The organism is Helicobacter pylori FD535, assembly GCF_000296015.2.
GTDB classification, from domain to species: Bacteria; Campylobacterota; Campylobacteria; order Campylobacterales; family Helicobacteraceae; genus Helicobacter; species Helicobacter pylori_CT.
The window spans coordinates 1-26,852 of sequence record NZ_AKHP02000002.1; the positions used below are offsets into that span (position 1 = coordinate 1).

25 protein-coding genes and 1 pseudogene are annotated in these 26,852 nt (G+C 39.4%); 1 reads left to right on the plus strand and 25 read right to left on the minus strand.

Annotation, left to right across the window (positions count from 1 at the left end):
• The 8 genes and pseudogenes from imaA to DV63_RS09830 all read right to left on the minus strand — a co-directional run.
• Positions 1-3,613: pseudogene (gene imaA / locus DV63_RS09795) on the minus strand (immunomodulatory autotransporter protein ImaA); the annotation flags it as partial.
• Positions 3,614-3,663: 50 nt separating this feature from the next.
• A complete protein-coding gene (locus DV63_RS09800; RefSeq protein ID WP_000713307.1) occupies positions 3,664-4,137 on the minus strand; it encodes a DUF4149 domain-containing protein in 474 nt (157 codons plus the stop codon).
• Between the two features lie 12 nt (positions 4,138-4,149).
• Positions 4,150-4,668 (minus strand): pimelyl-ACP methyl ester esterase BioV, encoded by a 519-nt coding sequence (bioV, locus tag DV63_RS09805; protein WP_001210546.1) that lies wholly within the window; start codon positions 4,666-4,668, stop codon positions 4,150-4,152.
• A gap of 2 nt (positions 4,669-4,670) precedes the next feature.
• The gene (locus DV63_RS09810; RefSeq protein WP_001116715.1) at positions 4,671-6,323 is read right to left on the minus strand and encodes an AAA family ATPase; all 1,653 of its coding nucleotides are present in this window, start codon (positions 6,321-6,323) and stop codon (positions 4,671-4,673) included.
• Positions 6,310-7,566 (minus strand): tRNA (N(6)-L-threonylcarbamoyladenosine(37)-C(2))-methylthiotransferase MtaB, encoded by a 1,257-nt coding sequence (gene mtaB, locus DV63_RS09815; RefSeq protein WP_000758499.1) that lies wholly within the window; start codon positions 7,564-7,566, stop codon positions 6,310-6,312. Before mtaB ends, DV63_RS09810 begins: the two co-directional genes overlap by 14 nt.
• Positions 7,563-9,134 carry a mechanosensitive ion channel family protein gene (locus tag DV63_RS09820; protein WP_001218157.1) on the minus strand — a complete coding sequence of 524 codons (1,572 nt, stop codon included), beginning with the start codon at positions 9,132-9,134 and terminating at the stop codon, positions 7,563-7,565. The genes mtaB and DV63_RS09820 overlap by 4 nt, the downstream gene beginning before the upstream one ends.
• Entirely contained in the window at positions 9,125-10,156 is a 1,032-nt protein-coding gene (gene aroB, locus DV63_RS09825) for a 3-dehydroquinate synthase (RefSeq protein WP_001156148.1), read from the minus strand. The genes DV63_RS09820 and aroB overlap by 10 nt, the downstream gene beginning before the upstream one ends.
• A gap of 4 nt (positions 10,157-10,160) precedes the next feature.
• Positions 10,161-11,597, minus strand: a complete 1,437-nt coding sequence (locus DV63_RS09830) for a COG3400 family protein (protein WP_000717283.1) — start codon at positions 11,595-11,597, stop codon at positions 10,161-10,163.
• A 56-nt stretch (positions 11,598-11,653) separates the two neighbouring features.
• Between DV63_RS09830 and tgt the strand changes: the two genes are divergently transcribed.
• Complete coding sequence (tgt, locus tag DV63_RS09835; protein ID WP_000347365.1) at positions 11,654-12,769, plus strand: tRNA guanosine(34) transglycosylase Tgt; 1,116 nt, start codon at positions 11,654-11,656, stop codon at positions 12,767-12,769.
• Between the two features lie 115 nt (positions 12,770-12,884).
• Here the strand turns inward: tgt and DV63_RS09840 are convergent, their stop codons facing one another.
• The 17 genes from DV63_RS09840 to DV63_RS0208945 form a co-directional block, all read right to left on the minus strand.
• Entirely contained in the window at positions 12,885-13,871 is a 987-nt protein-coding gene (locus tag DV63_RS09840) for a lipid A biosynthesis lauroyl acyltransferase (RefSeq protein WP_000222227.1), read from the minus strand.
• Positions 13,868-14,890, minus strand: a complete 1,023-nt coding sequence (gene waaC / locus DV63_RS09845) for a lipopolysaccharide heptosyltransferase I (RefSeq protein ID WP_000684585.1) — start codon at positions 14,888-14,890, stop codon at positions 13,868-13,870. Before waaC ends, DV63_RS09840 begins: the two co-directional genes overlap by 4 nt.
• Positions 14,887-16,341, minus strand: a complete 1,455-nt coding sequence (locus DV63_RS09850; RefSeq protein ID WP_001074288.1) for a Ppx/GppA family phosphatase — start codon at positions 16,339-16,341, stop codon at positions 14,887-14,889. The genes waaC and DV63_RS09850 overlap by 4 nt, the downstream gene beginning before the upstream one ends.
• A gap of 9 nt (positions 16,342-16,350) precedes the next feature.
• Positions 16,351-16,605 carry a YfhL family 4Fe-4S dicluster ferredoxin gene (locus DV63_RS09855; protein ID WP_000055463.1) on the minus strand — a complete coding sequence of 85 codons (255 nt, stop codon included), beginning with the start codon at positions 16,603-16,605 and terminating at the stop codon, positions 16,351-16,353.
• A gap of 70 nt (positions 16,606-16,675) precedes the next feature.
• Complete coding sequence (locus DV63_RS09860; RefSeq protein ID WP_017179769.1) at positions 16,676-17,224, minus strand: beta/alpha barrel domain-containing protein; 549 nt, start codon at positions 17,222-17,224, stop codon at positions 16,676-16,678.
• The gene (locus DV63_RS09865; protein ID WP_001025476.1) at positions 17,212-18,504 is read right to left on the minus strand and encodes a tetratricopeptide repeat protein; all 1,293 of its coding nucleotides are present in this window, start codon (positions 18,502-18,504) and stop codon (positions 17,212-17,214) included. The genes DV63_RS09860 and DV63_RS09865 overlap by 13 nt, the downstream gene beginning before the upstream one ends.
• Positions 18,505-18,540: 36 nt before the next feature.
• Positions 18,541-18,939 (minus strand): YkgJ family cysteine cluster protein, encoded by a 399-nt coding sequence (locus DV63_RS09870; protein WP_001150527.1) that lies wholly within the window; start codon positions 18,937-18,939, stop codon positions 18,541-18,543.
• A 16-nt stretch (positions 18,940-18,955) separates the two neighbouring features.
• On the minus strand, positions 18,956-19,495 hold the full coding sequence (pilO, locus tag DV63_RS09875) for a PilO family protein (RefSeq protein WP_000803078.1): 540 nt from the start codon (positions 19,493-19,495) through the stop codon (positions 18,956-18,958).
• A complete protein-coding gene (locus tag DV63_RS09880; protein WP_001212816.1) occupies positions 19,492-20,025 on the minus strand; it encodes a PilN family protein in 534 nt (177 codons plus the stop codon). Before DV63_RS09880 ends, pilO begins: the two co-directional genes overlap by 4 nt.
• Complete coding sequence (gene pilM / locus DV63_RS09885; protein WP_000911864.1) at positions 20,015-20,998, minus strand: PilM family protein; 984 nt, start codon at positions 20,996-20,998, stop codon at positions 20,015-20,017. Before pilM ends, DV63_RS09880 begins: the two co-directional genes overlap by 11 nt.
• Complete coding sequence (locus DV63_RS09890; protein WP_000053490.1) at positions 20,991-21,644, minus strand: lysophospholipid acyltransferase family protein; 654 nt, start codon at positions 21,642-21,644, stop codon at positions 20,991-20,993. The genes pilM and DV63_RS09890 overlap by 8 nt, the downstream gene beginning before the upstream one ends.
• Before the next feature lie 38 nt (positions 21,645-21,682).
• Positions 21,683-22,996 carry a tRNA (N6-isopentenyl adenosine(37)-C2)-methylthiotransferase MiaB gene (gene miaB, locus DV63_RS09895; protein ID WP_000870238.1) on the minus strand — a complete coding sequence of 438 codons (1,314 nt, stop codon included), beginning with the start codon at positions 22,994-22,996 and terminating at the stop codon, positions 21,683-21,685.
• 9 nt (positions 22,997-23,005) lie between these two features.
• On the minus strand, positions 23,006-23,248 hold the full coding sequence (locus DV63_RS09900) for a nuclease (protein WP_000780041.1): 243 nt from the start codon (positions 23,246-23,248) through the stop codon (positions 23,006-23,008).
• 60 nt (positions 23,249-23,308) lie between these two features.
• Positions 23,309-24,538, minus strand: coding sequence for an adenosine deaminase (locus tag DV63_RS09905; RefSeq protein WP_001155890.1), 1,230 nt, complete (start codon positions 24,536-24,538; stop codon positions 23,309-23,311).
• Positions 24,523-25,659: an amidohydrolase family protein gene (locus tag DV63_RS09910; protein WP_000924914.1), complete on the minus strand. Its 1,137-nt coding sequence runs from the start codon at positions 25,657-25,659 to the stop codon at positions 24,523-24,525. The genes DV63_RS09905 and DV63_RS09910 overlap by 16 nt, the downstream gene beginning before the upstream one ends.
• Before the next feature lie 9 nt (positions 25,660-25,668).
• Positions 25,669-26,388: a cytochrome c biogenesis protein CcdA gene (locus DV63_RS09915; protein WP_017179768.1), complete on the minus strand. Its 720-nt coding sequence runs from the start codon at positions 26,386-26,388 to the stop codon at positions 25,669-25,671.
• A 56-nt stretch (positions 26,389-26,444) separates the two neighbouring features.
• A partial coding sequence (locus DV63_RS0208945; RefSeq protein WP_031202166.1) for a ClpB D2-like domain containing protein occupies positions 26,445-26,852 on the minus strand: 408 nt, incomplete at its 5' end.

Consider the following 26,852-nt stretch of genomic DNA (forward strand, 5'->3'; position numbering starts at 1 on the left):
CCCCACCGCTAGAAATGCGATTCCCGCTTTCAATGCTGCCGGTAATGTAAATCTTTTGCGCTTCATAATGCCCTGTAATAAAGCCTATGCATTGCAAATTCCAGCAATGCCCGCTCGCATCATTACTCCCTGCCCCCTTATTGTCCCCAAAGCGAATGATTGCATTAGATTGCGGCGCATCGCTTGCGTTCGTCCATATATTTTTAGCCCCAAAAACGATCGCACTGTTTTGCCCGGTGAATGTTTGAGAAAATTCCGCCTTAGTGAATAAAGTTTTCCCGCTCGCATAAAAATCAATGCTGTTGTCGTAATAGTAAATGGTGTTGTTTGAATTCCCTAAATTATTGTTATAGCTATTAGGCATGTAGGTCATAAAACCGAGAGCGTTTTGATAATACACATGATCCGATTTTTCCATATCCATATAATCAAACACCATGCCAACACCCAAACGCCGGATAGAAATGCTGTTGGGTGAAAAAATCTCTTGGAAATTATAGGTTTGGTTATTGAAAGAATACACCACATCATAAACGCCATTACCCACGCTAGAAACGAGCTTTTCACTGCTTGCCCCATGCCCTTGGTAGTTGATGAGCTGCCATAGATTTTTACTGAAAGCGTTGTTGTATTCAATTTCTTTAGAAGAGCTTACAAGGGTGATAGGGTTGCCATTAGTGATAGCTCCACCAATATTAATAACAGAATGAGCGTTAAAAGTGATTGTCCCATCGCCAAAAGACAAAGGAGTATTTAGATTTTTTAAAGTGATGTTGTTTAAAGTAACCTGCCCTTTCACGCTCGTGTTCGTAGGGCCATTAAAAACCACATTATCAAAAGTTGCATTCCCTGAAACATTAACAGAGCCGGTATTATTAAAATTAGAGTTATTTTGAGAGCCATTACTATTGGTAGAGTTCCCAAAAACAGCGTTCCCGGCGATTTGCAAATTTGAATGAGCATTAGTGAAATCCCCCACAAACGAAGTGGTCGCGCTAGAATTATTGAAATTAAAAGAAGCGCTATCGTTAAAGTTAGCGTTATTAAACGAAGCGTTTTTGGCACTAATCTCAAACGAACCGCTATTGAACTGGTTGTTGTTTGAAAAATTCAAGCTATCGCCATTGAATTGATAACTCCCTCCATTAAAGTTGGTGTTTTCAAAAGTGGCTTGCCCTGCATTGAAAATGAATTTCCCGTCTTTAGCTTGGTTAGTGAAAGTGGTGCCATACACTGAAAGCGTGCCGTTAGCGTTTAGACCATTCAAATTCTGCGAACTATCCATGCTTTGCGTGGAAAAAGTCATAGAGCTTGAATAAATCCCGGCGTTATGTTGCGTGATGGTAGCGTTAGCGATATTGACGCTATCTATTCCATTAAAGATTAGATTGGCTGCCCCACCCGTGCCTATACGATTGCCAGAACGCAGATTCGCTGTGATATACACATGATAAGCGCTATAAGTTCCATTAGTCGTACCTGTGCATTGATAATACGGCCAAGGCCCGCAATGCCCATTAAGAGCACTCCCTGAAGTGTCCCCAAAAGACACCGTGCCGCTAGAAGAAACATTATGATCAGTCCATGTTGAGTTATACCCAATCACCAGATTACTACCGCTCGCGCTAAAGGTTTGTTTAAACGAGTTGGTATAGCTCCCCCATATTTGAACGCTCGGCAAGTAATAAGTCCCGCTCTCTGTAAAATTTTGGGATTTGGGGATGTAATATTTATGATCATACCAAGGCATGTCAGCATTAATATAATTTGAAGCGGATAAGTCAAATTTGGAGCCGCTAATAACAGGGGGTGGCGTGTAAGTCCCGCTCTCTAAAGCTTGAATAATAATGGAATTATGGCTAAAAGTTTCTTGCAGTTTGTAGATAGTATCCCCTATTTTATAGCCCACTTGATAGACTTGCGTAGAGTTTGTAGAGGATTTAGAGGGCGGAGAGTCAGTGGGTTTAGATGCCGCAATGTTTTCATTCAAAAGCTGTCCGGTAACCCCATTGTAAGTGATCATATCCCACAAACCTTGAGCGAAACCTTGCGGCTTTGAAGAGCTTTCGTTCGTTTTTAAGGCGTTTGTCAAGCTATTGAGCGCATGGTTTAAAAGGTTGTTATAAGTGATCCCACCACTAGAATTTAAAATCGTTACGCTCTTCTCACTGCCTAAACTTGTGAGATTGAAAGTCGTCCCTTGAGTGAGAGTGATTTTAGAACTCCCAAAATCAAGGGTTGATCCATTTTTCAAATCATTCTTACCGCTTAAAGTAACGCTACCGGTAATGGTCATGTTGCTTGTATCAACAGAAGTGTTGAATGTCGTGTTGTTAAAACTCGCGCCCTCATTAATGGTGATTTTACCGGTATTGTTGAAATTGGCGTTATTAAAGGAAGCGTTTTGCATTGTCAATTGGTGGTTTGAATTGTTGAAGGCTTGCTGGAAATCCACAAAGCCTTTAAGAGTGGTAGCGTTACCACTAAAAGAGCTGTTTTCAAACACAATTTGGGGGTGCTGAGCGCTTTGATTGGTTTGGTCATTAAAAGTAAAAGTCCCCCCATTAAAGGAGCTGTTTTGGAAAGTGGATTGATCGTTAAAAGTGTATGTAGCGTTGTTGAAATTCGCACCATTAAAGGAACTTGCGCCTTTAAAATTAAAACTACCGCTATTAAAGGCGGTATGATTGGTAGCGCTAAATTCTTTATTGAAAGTGAATGCCCCACCATTCAATTTCGCCCCGCTAAAAGTGGCATTCTCTTCAAAAGTGAAACTGCCGCTTGCATTGCTAAAAGCCGTATTCGTAGCGTTAGTCGTCCCTTTAAAAGAATAGCTAGGCCCTGAATTAGAGCAATTAGCCCCTACGCCAACCCTAGCTAAAGAACTGCAAGTATCCCCACTTAAAGAAACCGAACCAATGCTAATAGCGCTGTTAGCGTTGCCTACATTCACTTGCGAAGTTTTAAACGCGCTGATATTGGAATGGATATTGACCTTATTAGTGTTCAAGTTTAAAGTGGCCGTGCCGGTGTGCGTGCCAGCTCCCGATCCCACACGATTGCCCACTTCTACGCTGTTATTCACATTGATAGTCCCAGCGCTAAAAGTAACATTAGTATGCCCATTAGGATACCAAGAAGTGAAGCTATTCCCACTACTCGCACCTAGATTAAAAGTAGCGTTACTGCCTAATTCAATATTTAAATTCCCCCCATTGTTTTCCCCTCCGGTGTAGTTATACAGACCGCTTAAAAAATAAGTGCCGTTATCATTTTTTAAATTGGCTGTGATGTTTTGGTTGTTTTGAGAGTGGTAGTAGTTAGCCGCATTACCCCCTGCCCAAGTTTTTGTGATGAGTTGGTTTCCTGTAAATTGTTGTGTTTTTTCCTCCCATTTATCGCAACTCCATAGAGTATACCATGGATGATGCACGCATACCTTTTGGCTTTTTTCCCCCCAACTAAGCCCCAAAATATCTGTTCCATCAGCATAAACCCCACTAGCAAACCCACCGATTAATAAAGGTGCAAGCCATAAAGGACGCTTTAAGATTGTTTTTTGATTTTGATACGATCGTTTGATACTTTTTGGTTTCTTTTTAAACTTTCTCATTAAAGGCTACCTTCTCATTTCCTAGATAGTAACAAAACCTCCCTTTTAAATCAAAGCGCGTTTTTTCCAAGCAAACGCCAAAAAAATAAAGCGCACACCAGCACAAACAATTCCTTAAACAGCCATTCGCTTTGAGCGTGCGAGCGGGCAAATTCAGCGCTTTGGAGGGCGACTTCGCCCGCTTTTTGAGCGTTTAAAATATAAGGCGTGTAATAAAAAACAAAGAGGAAACACAACGCCCCTATCGCCACGCCAAGGATCAAATACACCAACGATCTTTTGTAATAAATAAACGAAATGATTTCATAAAGTAACACCACAAAACCGATCGCGCCTAAAATGTAATTGAAACGCACAAAGATTTGCGCCATGAGTTTCCCGCTCTCAAAGGGAGTCAGATTCAATTCAGGTAAAATGCTTGAAGCTTTGAAAACAATGGGCGCGACTATCGCTCCTAAAATGATCAAAGAGCCACCCAAAATACCTAAAAGAAGCAAATACACCCCTAAACCAAATTTTTTCATCTTCCACCTTTTTTAAGATTTTTGCAACAAATGGTTACAATCCTTAAACCGCCACACTTGAACTAAAGGCACAAAAAATTCTAAAAGGGCTTGAATGTCAGTGATCTTATCTTTTAACCCGATAAACACTTCAATCTTCACGCCTTTTTCTAATAAAAATCTAATTATAGAATCACTATACTTGTAATTCAATAAAAATTCCAATTCTTCTAAAGAACCCTCTTTTTTAAAACGCTCCCATTTAGCGCTCAAGCCCGCTTCGTGATAAAAATTATCCATGTAGCTTTGCGGATCTTTTTGAAACGAAGAAAGTTGCAAGCGTTTGAACGCCAAACTCTTATGTGCTAGCATGCAGGGCGAAAACAATAACAAGGAATTGATGCGGCGCTGTTGTGAGATTTCATTATAAGCGTATTCTATCGCCTTAATCGCTCCCATAGAAAAGCCTGACACATCATAAGCCCCTTTTAAAAGCCACTCTTCAAACAAAACGCTTTCATTAATGAACCCAAAACCACTAAAAAAACGCATTTTCACCCGTTCAACAAATCATACAAATGAGAATGTTCTAAACATTCTTGCTCCAATAACAGAGCGCTTAATCGCTTGCAAGCTGCAATTTGCGGCTTTAAAAACTCCAGTTGCTCTTCATAAAGAACGTTTAAAGACTCTTTTGTAGGGGCTAAAAGAAGCTCACTGACCATAAATTCATTCAAAAATTTCGCTTTTTGCAAGTCTTGTTTAGACAGACTATAACGCTCCTTATAGAGCAACTCTAAAATAATCGTCCCGCTCAAATACACTTTAATGTAATTTTTAATCTCGCTCTCGCTATGGATTTTATTTTCATTAAAAGCGATAAATTCCCCCAATAAAGGCGCTTTATCAAATTCAATTTCCAGCCAATACGCGCTCAAGGCTTTCGCGCTTTGATACAAAGCGACTAATTCTTTTTGGTTTTCGTCTAAAGTTTGGGGCTTTTTCTTGCCATAAGCGATCTTGTCTTTCACTTCTAAAATGTCGCTCTCAGTGATTTCGCTTCGTTGGTGTTTTAGGGCGTTTAGAGCGCTTTCATTGATTAAAGTCGCTAACATCGCCCCGCTAAAACCCACGCAAATTTTAGCGATCTTAAGATAATTGAGTGCATGCTTTTTGTTTTCTAAAAGCTTTTCTAAAATGCTCTGCCTTTCTAACAAATCCGGTAAAGAAATGAAAATGCGCCGATCAAAACGCTTGCTCCTTAATAGCGCTTCATCCATCACTTCCATCTGGTTAGTCGCTCCTATCACCACCACCTCATCGTTTTGCAAAAACCCATCCATTTCGGTTAAAAGCTGATTGAGCGTGGCTTCTCTTTCATCGCTCCTGTGCCCTCCCCTAGCCTTACCCAAAGCGTCAATTTCATCAATAAAAATAATAGAGGGGGCATGCCTTTTAGCATGCATGAAAAGTTCATGCACTTTTTTAGCCCCAGCCCCCACATAAATTTGAGAAAACGCGCTCCCGCTTTCATAAAAAAACGGCACTCTGGCTTCACTCGCTAAGGCTTTAGCGATCATGGTTTTCCCCACTCCAGGAGGCCCGATTAAAAGCACGCCTTTAGGGAGAAAAATCCCTAAATCCTGGTATTTTTTAGGGTTTTTTAAATAATCTACCACTTCTAATAATTCTTCTTTAACTTCATCCACCCCTGCAATATCTTCAAAACGCACCCCCAACGCATCGTATCGCTGGAATGCATTTTCTAATCCGTTTTTGTGCGCGCTTTCTAAACTCATTTTAGTGTCCAATCGTTTGGGCAAGCGCCAAAAGATCCCAAAAAGCATGCTAGAAATGAAAAAAAGCAACGCCAAAAAGATTTTAGAAACCTTGTTTAAATTTTCTCGTTTTTCTATGGGCATGCTTTCTGGGATTTTATAGGCTCTTAAAAAGGCTTCTTTGTTGGTTTTATAAAGGCCTTTGTTAGCGTAAAAATAATTTTCATCTTCAATTAGAGTTTGCTTAGGGTGAGATTGGATCACATAAAAAAAGTCCTTACTGGATATGAGCCTAGAAACATCGCTTAAAATTAAAAAAAGAAGCAAGCAAAAAGTAAGGATCAAAAACCCCAACGCCAAAACAAGCGATCGGTTTTTAATGCGTTTAAAGGGAGCGGTGAGGTTTTCTAAATTTTTAGAAAACGGCATGATTTTCCCTCTCCTTAATTTCATACTCTTTGATTTCTAAAAAACTCGCCCTTAAAGGCTTATCGCTTTTGATTTTAATGGGGTTAAAGAATTGATCTAAGGCCTTAAATTCGCCGTCTTTTTGCGTTTCCACTAAGGCTTTTAGGGGCGTATTGAGCTTGAGTTGCAATTGCCTAAACGCCTTATTTTTATGTAAAATCAAATCTTTAATCGCATTCAAACGCTTTTTAGAATCTTCCAAATTCACGCTATCATGCATCAAACTAGAGGGGGTGTCTTTTCGTTTGCTGTAAATAAAAGGGTGGATGTGCGTTAAAGGCAAGCTTTCTAAATTTTTAAACGCTTCTTCAAAAACGCTTTTGCTCTCGCCCGGATGCCCTACAATAAAATCCGTGCCGATAGCAAAATTTTTAGAAGCGATGACCTCTAATAATTCCCTATCGCTTTTTATGCGGTTTCTTCTGTTCATTCTTTCTAGCATGAAATCATGGCTGTGCTGTAAAGCGATATGCAAATGTTTTTCTAAAAAATCCTCTTCTAAAAGCTCTAAAAATTCATCGTTGATTTGATTAGGCTCTAAGCTCCCAATCCTTATGCGTTTTAATCCAACAATCTGGCTTAATTTTTTAATCAATCTTGCGATATTGCTTCCTCTATCTTTCCCATAGCTCCCCACATTGGTGCCGGTTAAAACCACTTCTTGAACCCCTTTAGAGCATAAAAGACCCACTTGCTCTAAAATTTTCCTCTCTTCAAAACTCCTAGCCCTCCCTCTCACGCTTGGGATAATGCAATAATTGCAATCAAAATCACAGCCTTCTTGAATCTTGATAAACGCCCTAGTTTTTCCCACAAACTCGCTCACCATCGTTGTGTCTAAGTGCTTGTTTTCTAAATTGTCATCTATAAAAAAACGCTTTTTTTCTTGTAAAAGCGCGTTAATCTTTTCTTTATTGTCATGCCCAAAAACGCCCTTTAAAAACCCTTTTTCAAAAAGCTCTTTGCCTTGGGTTTTCACCCCGCAACCAGTGAATAGCACCTCCTTATCCAATCGCGCCATTTTTTTAGCGTAACTCCTTACCGTGCTATCGGCCCCATTGGTTACGGTGCAAGAATTGATGATAATAATGTCGGCTTCTTGTTCTTCTAAGGTCGCGCTAAAATCCTTCAAATTCTCGCCCATCACTTGCGTGTCAAAAAGATTCGTCCTGCACCCAAAAGTTTTGAAATAGACTTTTTTCATTTTTGTTCCCTTTTATTCCCAAAACCATCGCCTAAGGCGTCAGCATCCACTTTAAGCAGCTTGCTGGTCGTATAAGCGATATGGATATTTTCTTCTTTCAAAAAAGCTTCAACGATTTCAGCCACAATCTTGCTCCTTAAAGACATGGTCGCATACGAATTGGTTTGATACCACACCGAGATTTTTATCCCGTTATTTTCAGGCATCAAAAAGCATCGAGGCTTCACACTCAAACTCCTTAAAGAATACCGGTCGCGCATTTTATTGAGCTGTTTATAGGTGATATCCGTGTATTCTTTAGACAATTCTGTAGCGATGTTGAGTGCAATTTTAGAAGCTTTTTTAAAATCAGAATCAAATGTGATGCAAAAATCCACCCCATCCCAAACCGTTTTCATCCCAAAATGGCTGTAATTAGCAAACATGGTGGTGAAAATATAATTATTAGGCACAAAAATAATCCGGCCCGCTCTCCTGTTGTTCGTGTAAGTGGTAAAGGTTACATCTTCTAAAATCGTAATGTGCAACATAGAAATATCTAGCACATCGCCAATAAAAATATCCGTCCCCTTAGCGATACGCACCCTATCGCCCACATGCACGCTCCCCCCAATCAAAATGATAAACCACCCGAGCAAGCTCATGAACAAATCTTTCATCGCAATCGCTAAGCCCGCGCTCGCAAAGCCTAAAACCGTGACCAAGTAAGTAACATTTTCTAAATAAGAAAAAAGAAAGATTAAAATGATCACGCTCACATTCACGAAGTTAATGGCTTTATTCACGGTATAGACGCGCTCATTATTTTCAATATATTTACTGGAAATGATTTTTAAAATCCAAGCAAACACCACGCTCAAAAGGGCTGCTAAAAACACATAAATCAATTTAAAAAGCTGGTTTTTAACTTGAGATTTAACAATGCTTATAGCCTCATCGCTGTCTTTTTGGAAAATCCCGATCGTGGTTTTTAGAACGTTTTGAGCCCCTTGCAATTCCAAGCGTTTGGCTTGAGTTTGATAAATCTCATCGCTCAATTTCGCGCTTTTATCCAAAGCGTGCCACTGATTTAAAAGCTGGTGTTTTTGATCTAAAAGCCTTAAAACTTCTTCTAAAGCGGTCTGGTTATTTTTAAGATTTTCATGCTTTAAACGCATGCTTTTAATGAAAGAAATGCCATCAATGATCGCAATAGGGTTAGCGATATTAGGGATATTGGGGATATTAGGGCGCTCTATCAAGTCTTTAAAAGGATTGACCCCATAGCTTTCAAACATTTTTTGCTGGGACTCTAAAGCCTTTAAGGTGTGCTCTAATGTGCTAATCTTTAATAAATCCTTGCTTTTTTTGTTTTTTAAACGCCTTAATTCCTGCCTCACGCTCTCTTTTTCGGTATAAATTTGATTGTAGATCTTATAGTTTTCAAATTTTTTCAACCACACGTTATCGTCTTTGGCGAGTTTTTTATCCACCAAAGCCATTTGTTTTTGTATGGACAATAATTCTTGGCTTTTATCTTCTGCTTGTAAAAACAAAAAACAAAAGAATAACAATACCCTTAATGCCATTTTTCTAACACCTTTATGATCGTTTCTTTAGGGATATGAGAGGCAACCTCAAACGCTCCAATGCCTTTAGGCAGAATGAATTTGATTGTCTTATTCTCGCTTTTTTTGTCTAAAAACAAGCGTTCGTAAAATTTTTGAATATCCGTGATTTTGTAATGGAATATCAAATCAAATTTTTTCAATAAATTTTCTATGCGTTCGTATTCTTTTAGAGTGAGCATGCCTAAAGAAAGGGCTAAATCATTAGCCATGCGCATGCCAATAGCGATCGCTTCGCCATGCAAAAATTGCTTATAATCAGTTTCTTGTTCTATCGCATGCCCAAAGGTATGCCCGTAATTCAACCCGGCCCTGATATTTTGCTCTTTTTCATCTTGCATAACGACTTGAGCTTTGATACTGACGCTTTGAAAAACCACTTCTTCTAAACAATCTTTTAAATCCTTTGTTTCCAGTATTCCTACCAGGTTTTTATCAAAACACACCGCCATTTTAATGATTTCAGCAACCCCTGCTTGAAATTCCCTTTTTTCAAGGGTTTTTAAAAAAGACAAATCAATATAAACCGCTTTAGGCTGGTGGAACGATCCGATTAAGTTTTTGCCATAAGGCGTATTGATCCCTGTTTTCCCCCCCACGCTCGCATCCACTTGAGCGAGTAACGTCGTAGGGATATTAATAAAATCAATCCCCCTAAAATAAATACTGCTCGCAAACCCCACCATATCGCTTATCACTCCCCCACCAAGGGCTATCATTAAAGAATGGCGGTTTAATTGCATTTCAAAGGCGTTGTTTAAAATGCGCTCTAATGAATGAAAATTCTTGTATTTTTCTCCGGACTCTATCACGCACACTCTCACTTCTAAGGCTTTCAAGCGCTCCAATAAATACGATAAATGCAACCCGGCCACGATGCTATCGCTAATGATGAGGGCTTTTTGTTTCAATTCAATTCTAGGCAGTTCCCCCAAAAACACTTTGTAGCTTTTTTCTTTTAAAGGGATCAAAATTTCTTGCATTCTTTCACTCCGCTATGGGGATAAAAATTTGAGGGTTATCATCGTTTAAAAACGCTAATTTTTCCACTTTAGTGGATAAAAACCACCAAAAGCGCGTGTGCGTGATACACTCTTCAAAAGGCATGAAATGCAAAATGGGATTTCTTAAAGAATTGAGATACATGATAGGATTTCTAATATCGGTTTGGAAAATCTCAATCTTGCGGTTGAACGCATTGGCTAAATTTTCATAATGATTGACAATCTCGTTTTTATAGCGCTTGTTAGGGTCAAAATCATAGAGCAACAAGCCCAAATCCATTTGCATAGACACATCAAAAATCACTGAAGACATGTCCTCATTAATATCCAAGCTTTCATTCAATACCACCACGCTTTGAGAGGTTTTAGACAAGCCGGAAGTGTTGGTTTTATAAACCGGAGTGGCTGTTTTATACAAGGCTTTTCGGTGTTTTTTAGATAAAAAAAGCTCTCTGCCTACCACGATTAGGCCCATTTTTTTCTGGTGGTCTTCATGGAGTTTTTGGATAAAACTTTTCCCATAAAAATCAAAATTCACTTCAATGCTTTCGGTTTCTAGCGATAAAAATTTATGGTAAAACTTAGGGCTAGTAGGGTGTAAAACCTGAATGTAGAGCTTGTAGCTCTTTAAATGTTTGTGCAAAAACAAGGCTTGATACACATCGCGCATCATCGCTTTTCTGCTCTGCAAACGCATATCAATATATAAATAAATGCTTTTACCAAAGGGGGCTGGGAACTGCCCCACATTGCTTTTGACCTGATGATACACCGCGTTTAAAATTTCCGGATTGCCTGCCACTAAGAGAATGTCTCGCGGCTGGATAACTAAAGATTTAGTGGAGAGCAACAAAACATCGTTGCGATAAAGCCCTACAATCCTGTATTCTTTTTGCCTGATAGAGCCAATATGCCTGTAAGCAAAAACGCTCCCAAAAGGCACATCAATCTCCATGATCTCGCCCTTGCCTAACCCAAACTCTCTAGGGGTGCTAGGGATATTAGGCAAACGAGAAATGAATTTATTGGCTAAAACTTCAAATTCATTAATCAAAATGAGCTTTTCATCTTTGTTTTCTTCATTATTTTCTAAAGTTTTTTCACCATCTCTTTTCACGCTCAAAACCACGCGCATGCGTTTGAAATGGGTTTGAATGATTTTATGAATGATGCGCTGTTCTTTAAAATCTTGTAGGATTAAAAACGCATCGCTCACCTCATCGTTTAACGCTTGCAAAAGCCTGAAACTAGAAGTCGCATCAAAACAATAAAAAGCGAAAGTGCTCGGGTAGTTTTTAGGGATAAGGCTCTCATTTTTGACAACCACTATATAAAAATTATGATTAGAATAATGCCTTAGCACCAAGTCTAAAAAATTTTTTGCTACAATGCCATCTAAAATAAGGGCGATTTTTTTCAATTCCAAACTTCCTAAAAAATGATTACGCCATTATATCCAAGATTAAGGCTTAAACGATGGATTTTCAACTCCAAGCTACTGACAAACACGCGCGAGCTGGTCTTTTAAATTTAGCCCATTCTCAAGTGGCAACGCCCGTTTTTATGCCCGTAGGCACGCAAGGCTGTATCAAATCTTTAGACGCTACAGATGCGCAAGAAATTTTAGGCGCTAAACTCATTTTAGCCAACACCTATCACATATATTTAAGGCCGGGTGAGAAAGTGGTTGGACAATTAGGGGGCTTGCATCGTTTCGCTCAATTTCATGGGAGTTTTTTAACCGATAGCGGGGGGTTTCAAGCCTTTAGCTTGAGCGATAATGTTAAGTTGCAAGAAGACGGGATTGTTTTTAAATCCCATATTGATGGGAGCAAGCATTTATTCACGCCCGCTAAAGTTTTGGACATTCAATACGCCTTAAATAGCGATATTATGATGGTTTTAGACGATTTGGTGGGTTTGCCCGCTCCCTTAAAACGCCTTGAAGAATCCATTAAAAGAAGCGCTAAATGGGCGAATCTTAGCCTAGAATACCACAAGCAAAAAAACCGCCCCAACAACAACCTTTTTGCCATTATCCAGGGCGGGACGCATTTGAAAATGCGCAGCCTTAGCGTGGGATTAACGCATGAGGGTTTTGATGGCTACGCTATAGGCGGTTTAGCGGTGGGGGAAAGCGCTGATGAAATGCTAGAAACCATCGCGCACACCGCCCCCTTGCTCCCCAAAGACAAGCCTCGCTACTTGATGGGCGTAGGCACGCCTGAAAACATTTTAGACGCTATCGGTTTAGGGGTGGATATGTTTGATTGCGTGATGCCCACCAGAAACGCCAGAAACGCCACCCTTTTCACGCATTCTGGCAAAATTTCTATCAAAAACGCGCCCTATAAATGCGATGATACCCCTATTGAAGAAAATTGCGCATGTTATACTTGCAAACGCTATTCTAAAGCCTATTTGCACCATTTGTTTAGAGCTAAAGAACTCACTTACGCTCGTTTGGCCAGTTTGCACAATTTGCATTTTTATTTAGAGCTGGTTAAAAACGCCAGAAACGCCATTTTAGAAAAGCGGTTTTTGAGTTTTAAAAAAGAATTTTTGGAGAAATACAACTCCCGCTCTCATTGAATGATGGAATGCAAAAATACTAAAAAGCGTTTTTACCATCAATGACAAAGAGCTTGCGAAAAGCAAGCGATAACTCTTAAAAAAAGCGGTCTTAGTTTTTAATTAAAACAAAACCCTATCTTTGATAAATCTCAGGGTGGGTGCTTTTAAAACGCCTGTGGAACCAAAAATAACTTTCCGGGTGGTTTCTAATCACCTCTTCGCACAAACTCGCTTGGGCTTGCGTGCATTCTAAAATATCGCTTTCAGCGTTATCGGTGATTTGAGAGCGGATACTCGGGTAATAGGTCGCTGTGTAATGCGAATAATCGTCATTAAAATCAATGAATACCGGCTGAATGTCTATATTGTAACGGCGCGATAAAATAGAAGCGATCGTGGTGTGCGTAGCGTCTTTATTGAAAAATTTCACCACCACCCCATCTTTAGGCGCGACATTTTGATCCACTAAAATCCCCACAAGGCCATTGCCTTGATTATACATCTTAATGAGTTCTTTCATCGCTCCCACTTTATTGACAAAACGCACCCCAAACGCCTCTCGCCTGCTCATGATCATGTGATTGATGGGGGCAAATTTAGTCAAACGCCCCAAACACCCCCTACCATAGTCCTTATAATATTGCGCTAAAGTCGTGCCTACCGCTTCCCAATAGCCAAAATGCATGCATAAAGTGATCGCTTGGCCTTCCTTGTTTAAAGACTTCCACACATTGTCTTCATTGATGAGCGTGAAACGAGCGTCGTATTCATCTTTAGGGATAAAGATCACCCTGATGGTTTCTAAAATAATGAAAGCAAAATTTTCATAACCCTTTTTAATAATCCTTTTTTTCTCTTCTTCGCTTTTAGAATCTCCAAACACAAAATCCAAATTGGCTTTAGCGTCAAAATAACGGCGCTTATCAAAAGTTTTCATGAGCCACGCCACCGCTTTAATGCACCTTAAAAACCACGAATGAGGCATTTTAGCTAAAATAAACCCCAGAATATTCACTAAAAATTCCACGATAAAAACGCTCAAAATGCGCAGTTCTGTTTTAAAACCCTTGTCGTTTTGGTTTAATATTTTTTCGTGTATGAGTCGTTCTCTATAAGTCATTCTTTTTCCTTTAAAAGGTTTAAAACGCATTCTTTAATTTTTTTAGGCTCTATGTTTTGGATGGAAAAATCCTTTTTATGGTAGTTGGCGTTTGAATTACCGGTGAGCGAAACATTGATCGGGCTTTCTAATTTAAAACGCTCCATGGGTGTGTTGCCATAAAGGGTGATGCTGGGTTTTTGCAACGCCCATGCTAAATGCGTGATACCCGTATCGCCCCCAATAATCAAATCCATTTTAAAGAGCAACGCCTTAACCTCGTTTAAAGTGAGTTTAGGGAGCAATAACACATCGCACTGGTCTTTTAAAGCGCCATAAAGCGTAGTGGCTTTCTTTTCATCAGCATGCCATAGCAAGCAAATTTGAAAATTTTCTAACGCTAACGCCAACTCTTTAAAGCGCTCTATGGGGTAAGTTTTATTGACTTTGGAAGTTTCTAAAACAAAAAGGATTTTTGGCTTATTTTGATTCAAATTTAACGCATCAATTTTTGGAGAATCTTGGTAAGAAAACACTTTAGCCCTAGAGCTTAAGCTCTCTGAAATTTCTTTTAAAATTTCTTTTTTAGGCAAGTTTAGGGCATGGGAAAGGAGCGTAAAATTGCGCCTTAAGATAGGCTCATTATAAGCGATAGAAACTTTTTGCGAGTAAAAAAACGCGCTCAAACCCTCCCTAGCCGAAGCGTAATCAAAGCCGACTTTTTTAGGGGCTTTTAACATTTGAGTGATGAGAGCGGATTTGACTAGGCCTTGCATGTCAATGACTATATCGTATTCATAAGCCCTTAAAGATTTAAAAAGTTTGAAAATTTTCAAAGGGTTAAAGGTTGTAAGCGCGCTTTTTAAAGCGATGGGGTGTAATTTATCAATATAAGGGGAATGCTCTAAAATCGCGCCAAATCTTTCATCCACGAACCATTCTATTTGAGCGTTAGGCAGACGCTCTTTGATAGCCGCCAAAAACACCGCGCCAACGATAATATCCCCGAGCGCTGAAAGCCTGACAATCGCTATTTTCAAGCAAACTCTATCGTCAAAGGAACGGGTTTAATGAGTTTAGGGAGCATCTCTTTAGCCAAGTAAAGCGTATCATTAGAATGGATCACAAGCTTGTTTTTTTCTAGCGTGTATTTTAGATGATGGCTGTCTGTCAGGCACAAATTTTCGGCTAAAGAAAGGATAAAACTCAGCCATTGTAAGGTTAAAAGGCTTGGCATCATCGTGCTCATGTGGGCGATAGCGTTGTCTTTAGGGATTTTTTTATGGCTGAATTGCGCCAATAAGCAAATGATCGCTCTATCCTGGTGGCTAAAGCCATAACTCAAAGCGTTTAAAATAAAATACGCGCTGTGCTTGTGGGCTAAATAGACGCTTAAAATCTTACCCATGCTCGCTAATTCCCCCGCAATCTTTAAATGGAAAAGGTATTTTTCATCTATTTTATGCAAAGGCGATAGGGCTTCAAACAATTTCACGCATTCTTTTTTGACCTTTTGGCTGTGCTTTTCATGGGGCAAAAAGCGATCTTTTAAAGAGATGAGAGAGGGGTTGATATTAGGGGGGAATTTATGGTAATGGTGGCGCAATAAATCGCTTAAAAACACGCCTTCTCTCACCCCCACCCCACTAGTGATCATCAAAGAAGTTTTTAAATGCTCCAAAACGACTGATAAAATCAACGCCCCGCTCCTGATGCTATCCAAACGCTCTTCATTCACCCCCAAAAGCCGTAATTGATCTTCTTTGAGCATGACGATTTTTTCAATGAACGCTAAATTTTTATGTGCATCTATTTCATAACCATGCAAAGAATCAATAGGGTAATCAAAGCGTTTCATGAGTATCTTACTCAACGCCCTAATTGTCCCCCCCACCCCAAAGGCGTTTTTGTGTTTAAAGGGCAGTTTGGAAACCTCTTTTTGGATAAAGGCTTTAGCCAATTTGACCTCTAAGTCCTTGTCTAAAAACATTTCTTTAATGCGAATCGTCCCAACATCAAGCGAGATGAGATCCTTAATCTTGCCTTTTTCAATCAACGCGCATTCGGTGCTACCCCCTCCAATATCTATCGTGATCCCTGAATTTTTATGCAACAAATTCGCGCACGCAATCCCGCCATAGAGCGCTTCTTTTTGCCCGTCAATGATTTTGATTTGCAAACCGCAAGCCTTTTTCACCCTCGCTACAAACTCCAGCCGATTAGGGGCATCGCGCACCGCTGAGGTCGCCACGCACAAGATTTTTTTGCTTTTGTATTTAAGGGCGATTTCTTTAAATTCGCTCAAGGCTTTAATGGCTCTTTGCATGGGGATTTCTTGTAAAACCCCATTAAACGCATAACAGCCCTCTGAAATCCTAACCCTAGACTTAGTCTCAAAAAGCAAGTAAAACCCAAACTGGCTCGTCTTTTTAAAGACAGCCAAACGCACTGAATTAGAGCCTATATCAATCACGGTTGTGATTTTAGCCATTGCTAGCCCTTAATCTTGCTCTTTTAAGCTTTCGTATTTGTATTTCAATTCCTCTTTGCTCTCTGCATTGTTAGGATCCGGTAAAATCGCATCTACAGGGCATACGCTCACGCAACGAGGCTCATCATCATCATACCCGTAACACTCTGTGCATCTGTCTGGATCAATATTATAAATGGGATCGCCCTCTTCAATCGCCTCACTAGGGCATTCTTCTCTGCAAGCATCGCACGCAATGCATTCATCATTCACCAATAATGACATGACTAACTCCTTTTAAAAAGTTTGAATACGATTTTTACTCTAAATTAGCTTAAAATTCAATCTAAAAAGACTATTTTTTTTTTTTTTGATTTTGAGAATGGGGGACTTCTTCTAGCACGCCTAAAACCCCTAAATCTTTTAAATGGGTGTGATCTGGCTTGCGGGTTTCTACAAACACGCCTAAGCCCAAACGCCAAGAAAATTCTACCATGCCCTTTAAATCTTCTTTCAAAAGCTCTTCGTCTAAAACGACCCCATCAGAGCCTTGAACAAGCGATTCTAAAAGCTGGTAATGGCTGATGAAAAGATCTTGATGGACAATCAAGGAACTCGCATGGCGGCGCAATAACCCTAAAACTTCCAAATCAAACACGCTTGGCGCGCCTATTTCGTATAATCCTTTGAAATTGACAACGACGCAATCAGTGTGGGTGTTTTCTTTCAAAAGCTTTTCTAAAACCTCATTAGGGGTTACAAAAACACAATCTTTAGTTTGAGGAATGACTCTAGGCAAGTAAGGGTTATACGACAGGCTTTTACCCAGCATTTCATAAGAAAGCATGCCCTCTTTTAAGGCTAAGCTTTTTTGTAAATTTTCTAAAATCCCTATTTCTTGCATTCTTGAATGATTTTATTGTGTTCTTTTAATTCGGGTTCGGCTTGAATAAACTCTTTAGCGATGCTAGAAAAGATTTTTTTAGCCTCCAAACAATTCCCTAATTTGTAATAACCCCATGCTAAAGAATCCAAATAAAGCACTGAGCCAGAATCCAACGCTAAGGCTTTCCTCACAAAATCCATGCCCCTTTTAATATCCATGTCATAATCTATTAAGGAATACCCTAAGAAATTATAAAAGAAAGCGTCTTGCGCGTCTTCTTTATCTTTGGTTTTAGCGAGCCAAGCTTGGCGCTCTTTAGTGGCTTGCTCTAATTTTTGAATGATAGGCAGCATCTCTTGTTTGGTGAGTTTTTTATTTTTCGCGCTCAAGCTTTCATAATGATAAATCGCCTCTAATCCTAAGAATTTAGGGTCTTTTTTTTCTTGATAGATCAAAGAAGCCTGTTTGGAAGCTTGAGTGAATTTCTTTTGCGCGGTGTATAAGTCTAACAACAAACGCCTATCAAATGGGAATAATTCTGCGATTTGCTGGGCCTTATCAAACTCTTTCAACAAGATTAATAGCCCTATGTAAAATTGGGCGTTTTGAACAATAGGGTTTTTTTCATACAAACGAGCAAAAGCCGTTTTAGCCAAATCAAGCTCGTTAAATTGCGTGAAAGTGTTGAGCGCTTTTTGGCACAATTGCTCTGAGCAACCATACCTGTCTATATGAGATTGCAACAAATCCAAGCCCTCTTTTTTACGATTTTGCAAAAAATAGATCGTAATGAGTTTTTCTAGGCTGTCTTCATCATGCACTTGGTTATAAAACTTATTCAACAACGGGAAAGCCTTATCCAAACGCTTTTGAGTCAAATACAAAGTCCCTAACACATTGTCTGTGGCTATGGTCTTTTCTTCTTTACGGATTTTGTGCAACAATTCAATCGCCTTATCAATCTGCCCCATTTGCGCATAGCCATCCACTAAAATCTTATTGATAGAAACATCGTTACGATTATTGGTGATTTTTTGATAGAGCATGGCTAAATGCATAGCGGTTTTAATATCCCCTAAACTCGCCGCTGAAATGGCCGCTTCTTTAGCATACACCACCTTATTGGTTTGCTTATAGAGATTCATATAGCCTTTTTGAGCGGCAGCAAAATCCCCTCTATGGAAAGCGTCTGAACTCAACAGGATTTGATGGTCTTCTGAAAGGGTTTCAGCGTTAAGGCAAAACAGGCTAAAAAGCAATAAATTTGCTAAAAACCTTTTCTTTATTTGAATATTCATTATTTTATTTCCTTTTTTGTATCACTGAAGTGCATTTTAGCGCACTTTAGTTCCTTTGGTTTTTGGTGTAATGCCCGGACAGCTTTGACAAAAAGCTTCCTTTTGCTCTTTAGAGAAAGTTTTCACGCTCTCCCAAAAAGGAAAAGTTTGGCATTGTTTAGGGCGCACGCTATAAATCTGGCATTTTTTCGTCTTTAAATCCAAAAACACGCACGCTAAACCCAACTCTTTAGCGTCTTTTTCTAATAAAGAGAACTTATACCCTACCTTTTTAACGTATTTTTGACTGAATTCTTCTAATTCTAATTGTAAAAAAGCGCTAATTTTTTGCATTTCTTGGATATTTAAAAAAATATACCCGCTTTCCCCCACACAACACTTTGCCCCACAACCCTCGCATGCCTTAGGATTAAAACTAAAATCAAAATCTTGCATTAAACCACCCCTAATCCTATTGGAGATCAATACTCACGCTAAATTGCACCAACAACCCTTCATCATCTTTAGAAATTTTTAAAGGCAATTGGCTTTGAGCGCTCGGTAAATACTTGTTGATTAAGGTGAAAAAAAGATAGGTCTTTTCTAATTCGCTCGCTCTGGCCATGATAAAAAATTGGGTTTTTTGAAGGGGGTTTTGAGAGAGCAAGGGTTTGATTTTATAAGCATCAAAACATTTTTTTAAAATCTTTTCTAAAATCCGTCTGGACTCTTCATCATTAAAAATCTTTAACAAGGATTCGCTTGTTTCTTTTTGATTACGATAGTTTGCTAGAGCTGTTTCAAAATGCCTTTGCGCGTATTCTAAAACGCTTTTTTTACGATTTTCTTCTAAAAGGATTTTTTTCAATTCCAGCATGTTAGGCCATAGAAAATACTCGGTATTCAACCAACCAAATAAGGAAAAAACCCCTAAAAAAATGAGGTTTTTAATGATAAACCCCACATCGCCTGATTGCTCTCTGTCCAGGTGTGAAAAATGCAATGGCTTCATTTAATAGACTCCGGGTTTTTTATCAGCAAGGAATTAGAAAAGTTGGTGGAGACAAAATTAAACCACCCATCGCTTAAGGGGAAAAATTCCGCCCTAGAGTAATCAAACATGGGGTTTAGTTTGTTTTGAAACAAAAAATAAAAGGCTTCTTTAGAGGGGGTTTTACCACTAACCACCACGCTTTGCTGGTCTATTTCAATGCTATTAATAGTGATGAGATCCGGCACAATGTTTAAAAGCCCTTGCAAAACATCTCGTATATCGTCATTGTAGTTCAAACGCTTTTTGGCTTCTTTAATGAGTTTTAAGGTTTCATCAGTCTTAACCTGCAAGCGGCTGATTTCATGGCGGTAAAGCCTTTCTTGAATCGTCAAATCAGACGCATTGTCTTGAGTGTTTTTAATGGCGTTTTGCATAAACCCCACTAACCCCCCTATCACCACAAAAGATAAAAAAATGTAAAAAACCCAAATTTTAGAAAGCTTGCTGATAAGGTATTTCGCTCTTGGCTTAATGTAGCTAAAACGCATACTTTTCATTCTCCATGCGCGCTAAAATGTTCAAGCGCTCTACTAAAGAAAAATCAAGCCTATCCACTTCCATCATCAAAGTTTCTTGCAAATGCATTAACGCTTTTGGGTGGATTTGACAGCTGTCTAAAACAACCACTTTTTCTACAAAGTCTATATCTCTAGAATGATAGACGCCACGCAATCCCTCTTGCAAAACACCTGCGATTAGAGGGATATTCGTCATGCCTTCAATCAAACTATAAGCGTCCTCTGTTATTTTTCCGCTATTATCCTTACTGCTGTCTAGGCCTATCGCTTCTTCAAGGCTGTCAATATCTTCTTGGATTTCACTCAAAAACAAATCCACAGCCTCATTATCCATCTCCATAGAATCCTCTTCCTTGCTCTCTATAAACTCTTCAGGTTGCTCTTCTAAAAACACGGATTTGGCTAAAAAAATCTCTTTTTTATCCGCAATCAAAAAATAAAATCTTGAACGCTCCAAAAGCAAATACAGCAACGGCTTTTCTTCTAAATTATCGCGCACAAAATCATAAATAAGACTAAAAGGCGAAAACAAAAAATCCACATCCTGGATTTTAAAACGCTTGAAATCCTTTAAAAAATCCTTAGATTCCACATAAACGCAATACTTTTGATTGACTGCACAAGCCTGATAATCTTGATTTTCTTGTTTGATTTGTTCAAACGCCTGCTTCTCGCATAAAACCTCTTTAGCTTTACTCATCGCGCTAAAATAAGTGTAGGGGTATTTTTGGCTATAAGTTCTGGCGATTTTTAAGGCTTGAATAGGGACTTCACCATTTTTAGTCTCCACTTTAGTCTCAAAAGTTTTAAAAAATTTCTCTTTAATGCGGTGGTTTTTAACCCTTAAAATTTGAGCGGATAAAAGATTGTGATCCACATTAAAAGAGATATACACTTGAGAGCAAAACCTCTCTTTGAACGCTTTTTTTAACCCTTTAAGCACCTAAACCCCTTTGAGATTCTTCAAATCCAACAGAATCCATGCGCGTCTTTAAATATTCTTTAGCCCTTGAAAGCTCCCATTCTTTAGGGATAATCACAGATTCTAGCATGTAATAATGCACTTCGCTAAAAGGCTTAGGGATTTCAAATTGATCCCAAGTGTTCAACCGCCATGCGTTTTTACAAACCACCCGACAAGCGCTAATCCCCACGCCTGATTTTTGAGCCAAAGCGATCACCCCATCCGCTATGCTGTGCCGTGGGCCTTTGGGGCCATCAGGAGTGATAGCGACATCGCAACCTTCTTTCAAACGCTTAAGCCCTTCTATCAAAACCTTAACCCCCCCTTTTTTGCTAGAACCTCTAATGTTTTTAAAACCAAAGCTTTCAAACAAACCCGCCGCAATAGAGCCGTCAAAATGCTGGCTGGCGATCACATAAACAGAAGGTTTTTGAAGCCTTAAATACGCAAACCCGATCATCCCAAGCTCCCCATGCCAACAGCTTACAATAAAGGGTTTTTCTTTTAAATTTTGAGCTAAAAAATAGCGGTTTTTACAAGTTTTATGCAACAACCAAAGGACTCCAAACGCCAAGTGCGGGACAACCTTTAAAACGATATTTTTCCTGAAAAATTTTAAGCTCAATTCTCGCCTTTAAACCCGCTCTTCATTGGTTGTTTTGATCAGTTGCCTTTAGTGGCCGCTATCAAGCGCCCTTTGGAATGAGAAACAATCTCCACTCTTACAAGCTCGCCCGGGTTTCTTTTTTCTTTACACGCTACTTCAATGAATTTCCCCGTATCGCTGCGCCCTTCAAAACCCACGATTTGATCATCCATTTCACGCCTATTTTCCACCAACACCACATGCGTTTTGCCCACTTCCAGCTTGGCTTTTTCTTCTAAAATTTCTTTGTGCCTGTTTTGCAACCTCTCTAACCTTAAAGATGAAACCTCTAATGGCACTCTTTCCTTCCAAGCTCCCGCTTCAGTGAAAGGGCGTGGGGAATAAATGAAACTATAGAGCGTGTCAAAGCGCACTTTTTCTAGCACTTCCATCGTGTCTTCAAAATCCTTATCGCTCTCATTAGGAAAGCCTACGATAATATCCGTGCTAATGCCCACTTCAGGCACTAAAGCCTTTAACCTCTCCACCCTATTTAAAAACCACTCTTTACTATAACCCCTTCGCATCATCTTTAACACCGCGCTAGATCCGCTCTGTAAGGGCATGTGGATACTCTTACACACTTTAGGGTTTTTGGCAAAGCGCTCTAAAAATGCATCATTCATGTGTAAGGGGTGAGGCGAAGTGAATCGTATCCTTTCAATGCCTTGGATTTCGCTCAATTTATCCAACAAATCGCTAAAATCCACTTTCGCATGCTCGCTGCTGAAACGCGCGCCGTAATTATTCACATTCTGCCCTAAAAGCATGAGCTCTTTAGTGCCGTTATTCGCTAATTTCTCGGCTTCTTTTAAAATCAAATCCATAGGGATAGAAATTTCTTTCCCCCTAGTGTGCGGGACGATGCAATAAGCGCATTTCTTATCGCAACCTATAGAGATGTTTAGTAACGATCGGATTTGAGCCTTTTTTTCAAAAAATTCAAACGCATACGCGCTTTCATCATAATCAATCGCCACTTCAACGGCTTTTTCTTTATGGATCACCTGAGAGATTTTAGACACATTCCTAGCCCCTAACACAAAGCTCACGCTTGGGGCTTTTTTCAAAATATCCGCTCCCATGTGGCTTGCAGTGCACCCGCAAACCCCGATTTTGGCGTTGGGTTTTTTGATTTTAGCGAATTGACCGATTTCTGAAAACAATTTCCTTTCAGGTTTTTCGCGCACGCTACAAGTGTTGATTAAAATCAAATCCGCTGTTTTAGGGTCGCTAGTCTCTTTATAGTCTAGTTTGGACAGCTCGCTCAATAAATGCTCGCTATCCCTAGAATTCATGGCACAACCCATGGTTTCAATATAAACTTTCAATACAAGCCTTTAAATAATGTGCAATTCATAAAGAAAATCTTTTTCATCGCTGCTGACCCTCACCTCATCTAAATAAGCCGTATGGCCTTTTTCTTTGAAAAAATCCACCGCTTTGAGCATGTCTTTGTGGGCGTTTGTGGGGGCAAAATAGAAAATAGAACGCTTGTCTTCACTGAATTTGTGATACAAATCCTCTAATTCCACGCTCTTAGCGTCTGATTTTCTTGTATTCTTGGCTAAAACTAATTTCATTGACTCTTTCCTTAATTGATTTAGATTTCTCATTTTAACGCATTCTGTCTTTAAAACAAATTAGATCACCCTTTTCCCCCCTAAAAACAAGCGCTCCACTTCTTTAGCATGCAATAAAAATTGCAAAACCGCTTGCTCTTTAATGAATTTTTCATTAAAACCAAACACGCTCAAATCCGCCCTCTTATTAGCTTCTATCCCGCCATTATTTAAAGCTAAAGCTTTAGCCCCATGCCTAGTCGCTCCTAAAAGAGCGATCTTGGCTAATTCCAATAACGGCATGTTATGGGTGAGCAAGAACGCCCTCAATTCGTCTAAAAGGCTCAGCGAAATGTTAGAACTCAAGCCATCAGTGGCCACGCTCACGCTCAAACCGGCTTCTTTGGTTCTTTCTAAATCCAACGCTTTCCCGCTCAACAGGCGGTTAGAAAAGGGGCATGTGATTAAAAAAGCGTTTTTAACTTGAGATTTAATCCTTTTTAACGCTTCCAAAGAAGCGAACTGGTTATGCACGAATAAAGTGTGCGTGTCTTTAAACATGTCAATGTAATCGTTTACGCCCTTATAGAGCGATTTGGAATGAGACTCCTTTAAAAAATGCTGGTAAAAATTTTCAAACCACCCTTTAGAATTTTCTACCCATTCTAATTCTTCAAACGATTCTAAAAAATGCGTAGAAAGCAAGCTTTGTGAATCTCTGGCTAATTGGATCACACTTAAAGCCATGTCTTTTTGAACCGAATAAGGGGCATGCACAGCCAGAGCGGCTTTAAGCTTTTTGTCTTCTAAATCCTTTAGCTCTTTAAATTTGGCCTCAAACGCTTTTAGTTTTTCTAAAGAATAGCTACTCCCTAAAAACTCTAAAAACACGACAGCGCTCAAAGGGCTTTCTTTTAATAAATTAACTTCTATCAGGTGGTTAGAAATCGCCCCCACGCTCCCCACCCCGCTTTTTAATTGTGCACTAATGGCGTTTTGAATAGCCCCTTGGCAATTTTCTAAAATCGCCCCCCCATTGTTTAACACGCTCCCTAACCAGCCAGAAAAACTCCCGTAATCAAAACTCGCCTTGTTGTTGGAAAATTCAAAATGGGTGTGCGCGTTGATAAAAGCGGGCAACAGAACGGAATTTTCAAAAAACTGCACCTTTAAGTGGGGGTATTTAAGCGTTAAACTTTGATAATCGCCTATTTCAACAATCTTTTCATCAAAGACCACGCCATAATTTTCTAACACTTCGCATTTTTCATTGCATAAAAAAACTAAAGACGCTCCTATGATTTCTTGCATGCATTCTCCTTAATAAATGTGGTTTGCCCATTTAAAATCATTCTTTGAACTCCGCCGTATAATTCTAAACCATAAAAGGGCGAATTTTTATTATGAACTCTTGTTTGAGCGTTTAAATCTACAATCATGAGATTGGCTAATTGGTTTTCTTTAACCTCGCCTGCATTGAGTTTTAAAAATCTCGCTTGATTAGTCGCCATGACTTTAATGAGCTGTTGGAAGCTGATAACCTTTTTTTGAACTAAAAAAGTATAAGCCACGCTAAAAACGTCCTCTATGCTCTCACACCCAAAAGCGCTTTCTTCAAAAAGCTCTGCGCTAGAGTTTTTAAAAACATGAAGGCTTGTGAGCATGGCGATTTCGTTATTTTTTAGAGCTTCTTTTAGGGCGTTTTGGCTTTCTTTATCCCTTAAAGGAGGGGCGATTTTGAATCTAGGCTCATAATCTTCATACACGCTCTCATCTAAGATTAAATGGCTTAAGGGCGTTTGGGCTTGCAAACGCGCCCCTAAATCATTAAAGGCTTTGATGAGTTTGAGCGTGGCGGTGCTACTTACTTTATCTAAAAGCATGGGGATTTGCAACGCTCTAGAAACTTCCATAAAACGCACCAAGCGCGTGTTTTCAAACGCATTTTCTACAAAATTTTGCCCCAATTCATAGGCTAATGCCCCACTATTTAGGGCTTCAAAAGAATTTTCCAAAGAGATTAAAAGAGACAAGTTGTAGGATTTGGCATAGTGGCTGATGAGTTCTAAAAAAGCGTCAGATGGCGCGATTAAAATTTCCCCCCCTTTATTTTTAAGCGTGGCGATGTCGGCTAGTTGGTTGTTTTTAATTGCCATAATATTTTTAACGCCGCTTTGATCGCAATTAAAAACATTGAGTAACCCTACCCCCCCTTTAAAAGCCTTTTGTTTTAAATTTTCATAACCCTCCAAAGCAGTAACGCTCAAATCAATGAAGCTTGGCAGCACGAATAAATTCGCGCACTCAATCACTTCTTCATTTTTGGTAGGGCTTAAGTTTTCTTTAATCTCTATGATGAGGGAATCTTTTAAGCGGATATCCGCTCTTTTTAAAACCAAATCATCATAAAACGAAGCGTTTTTTAACAGCACCAAACCCTCCTATTTTTGCAAGAAATCCGTCAGGCTTTCTAAAGAATTGGTCATAATCAATATTCCCATTAAAATAAGCACCAACCCTGAAACAATTTCAATCGTGCGGTTGTATTTTTTTAAGGATTTTAAAAACAAAAGCGCTCTTTCTAGCATTAAAGCCACCAATAAAAAAGGGATCGCCAAGCCCGCCACAAACACCACCATAAGCATTAAGCCATAAGCGTCCTTACTCGCGCTCATGATCACAATAGAAGTGAATATCGGCCCGATGCATGGCGTCCAGCCTAAAGCGAAACTCATGCCCAAAAGAAAGGGGTAAAAGCGCTGCATGCTATTAGATCTGCTCGCTAAACCAACGCTTTGGGTTTTATACAAAAATGCAAAACGAAACACGCCTAAAAAATGCAAACCAAAAAGGATCACAATCCCCCCAGCGATATAATTCACCCAAGAAAACGAAAAGCTATGGATAAGCTTGGCCATAGACATGCCCACGCCCAAAAACACGAGCGAAAACCCCACCACAAACATCAAGGATTTTAAAAAAACCGAAACCCTTTTAGCCTTACCATCTTTAATATCCTCTAAAGAAATTTGAGAAATATAAGACATATACGCCGGGATCAAAGGCAACACGCAAGGGCTTAAAAAAGTTAAAATCCCGGCTAAAAGCGAAGTTAAAAGAGGCGCTGTGTCAAATAAATTGATAAGCGTGTTATCAAACATCATTCAATCCTTTTTTAAAAATAACCATTTCTTGTCTTTTTTAGAATAACAAAAGCTCACTTAATCTTAGGCACAATTTCGTTATTTTCTACCACAAACGCCACGCTGTCATTCTCTTTAACTTTATCCTCTAAAATGAGTTCAGCGAGCTTGTCTTCTACCATTTCATAGAGTGCACGCTTTAAGGGTCTAGCGCCATAAAATCTGTCAAATCCCGCTTTGGCGATCAATTCTTTTGCCTCTTCGTCTAGGGTTATATTGATGCCCCTTTCAAGCGCTTTTTTTTGAATGTTTTCAAAAAGTATCCCCACGATATTAGCGACAGCATGACTATCTAGGGCGTTAAAGGAGATGATTTCATCTAAGCGGTTTAAAAATTCCGGCTTAAAAAATTGCCTTAGGCTCTCTTTAATCGCTTGTTGTTTATCGGCTTCACTCAAATTCTCTTCCAAAAGCGCGCCGCT

Coding starts and splice junctions, on each gene's coding strand:
- DV63_RS09800 (WP_000713307.1), bottom strand. CDS start 4,137: ATGAAAAAATTTGGTTTAGGGGTGTATTTGCTTCTTTTAGGTATTTTG.
- bioV (WP_001210546.1), bottom strand. CDS start 4,668: ATGCGTTTTTTTAGTGGTTTTGGGTTCATTAATGAAAGCGTTTTGTTT.
- DV63_RS09810 (WP_001116715.1), bottom strand. CDS start 6,323: ATGCCGTTTTCTAAAAATTTAGAAAACCTCACCGCTCCCTTTAAACGC.
- mtaB (WP_000758499.1), bottom strand. CDS start 7,566: ATGAAAAAAGTCTATTTCAAAACTTTTGGGTGCAGGACGAATCTTTTT.
- DV63_RS09820 (WP_001218157.1), bottom strand. CDS start 9,134: ATGGCATTAAGGGTATTGTTATTCTTTTGTTTTTTGTTTTTACAAGCA.
- aroB (WP_001156148.1), bottom strand. CDS start 10,156: ATGCAAGAAATTTTGATCCCTTTAAAAGAAAAAAGCTACAAAGTGTTT.
- tgt (WP_000347365.1), top strand. CDS start 11,654: ATGGATTTTCAACTCCAAGCTACTGACAAACACGCGCGAGCTGGTCTT.
- DV63_RS09840 (WP_000222227.1), bottom strand. CDS start 13,871: ATGACTTATAGAGAACGACTCATACACGAAAAAATATTAAACCAAAAC.
- DV63_RS09850 (WP_001074288.1), bottom strand. CDS start 16,341: ATGGCTAAAATCACAACCGTGATTGATATAGGCTCTAATTCAGTGCGT.
- DV63_RS09855 (WP_000055463.1), bottom strand. CDS start 16,605: ATGTCATTATTGGTGAATGATGAATGCATTGCGTGCGATGCTTGCAGA.
- DV63_RS09860 (WP_017179769.1), bottom strand. CDS start 17,224: ATGCAAGAAATAGGGATTTTAGAAAATTTACAAAAAAGCTTAGCCTTA.
- DV63_RS09865 (WP_001025476.1), bottom strand. CDS start 18,504: ATGAATATTCAAATAAAGAAAAGGTTTTTAGCAAATTTATTGCTTTTT.
- DV63_RS09870 (WP_001150527.1), bottom strand. CDS start 18,939: ATGCAAGATTTTGATTTTAGTTTTAATCCTAAGGCATGCGAGGGTTGT.
- pilO (WP_000803078.1), bottom strand. CDS start 19,495: ATGAAGCCATTGCATTTTTCACACCTGGACAGAGAGCAATCAGGCGAT.
- DV63_RS09880 (WP_001212816.1), bottom strand. CDS start 20,025: ATGCGTTTTAGCTACATTAAGCCAAGAGCGAAATACCTTATCAGCAAG.
- DV63_RS09900 (WP_000780041.1), bottom strand. CDS start 23,248: ATGAAATTAGTTTTAGCCAAGAATACAAGAAAATCAGACGCTAAGAGC.
- DV63_RS09905 (WP_001155890.1), bottom strand. CDS start 24,538: ATGCAAGAAATCATAGGAGCGTCTTTAGTTTTTTTATGCAATGAAAAA.
- DV63_RS09915 (WP_017179768.1), bottom strand. CDS start 26,388: ATGTTTGATAACACGCTTATCAATTTATTTGACACAGCGCCTCTTTTA.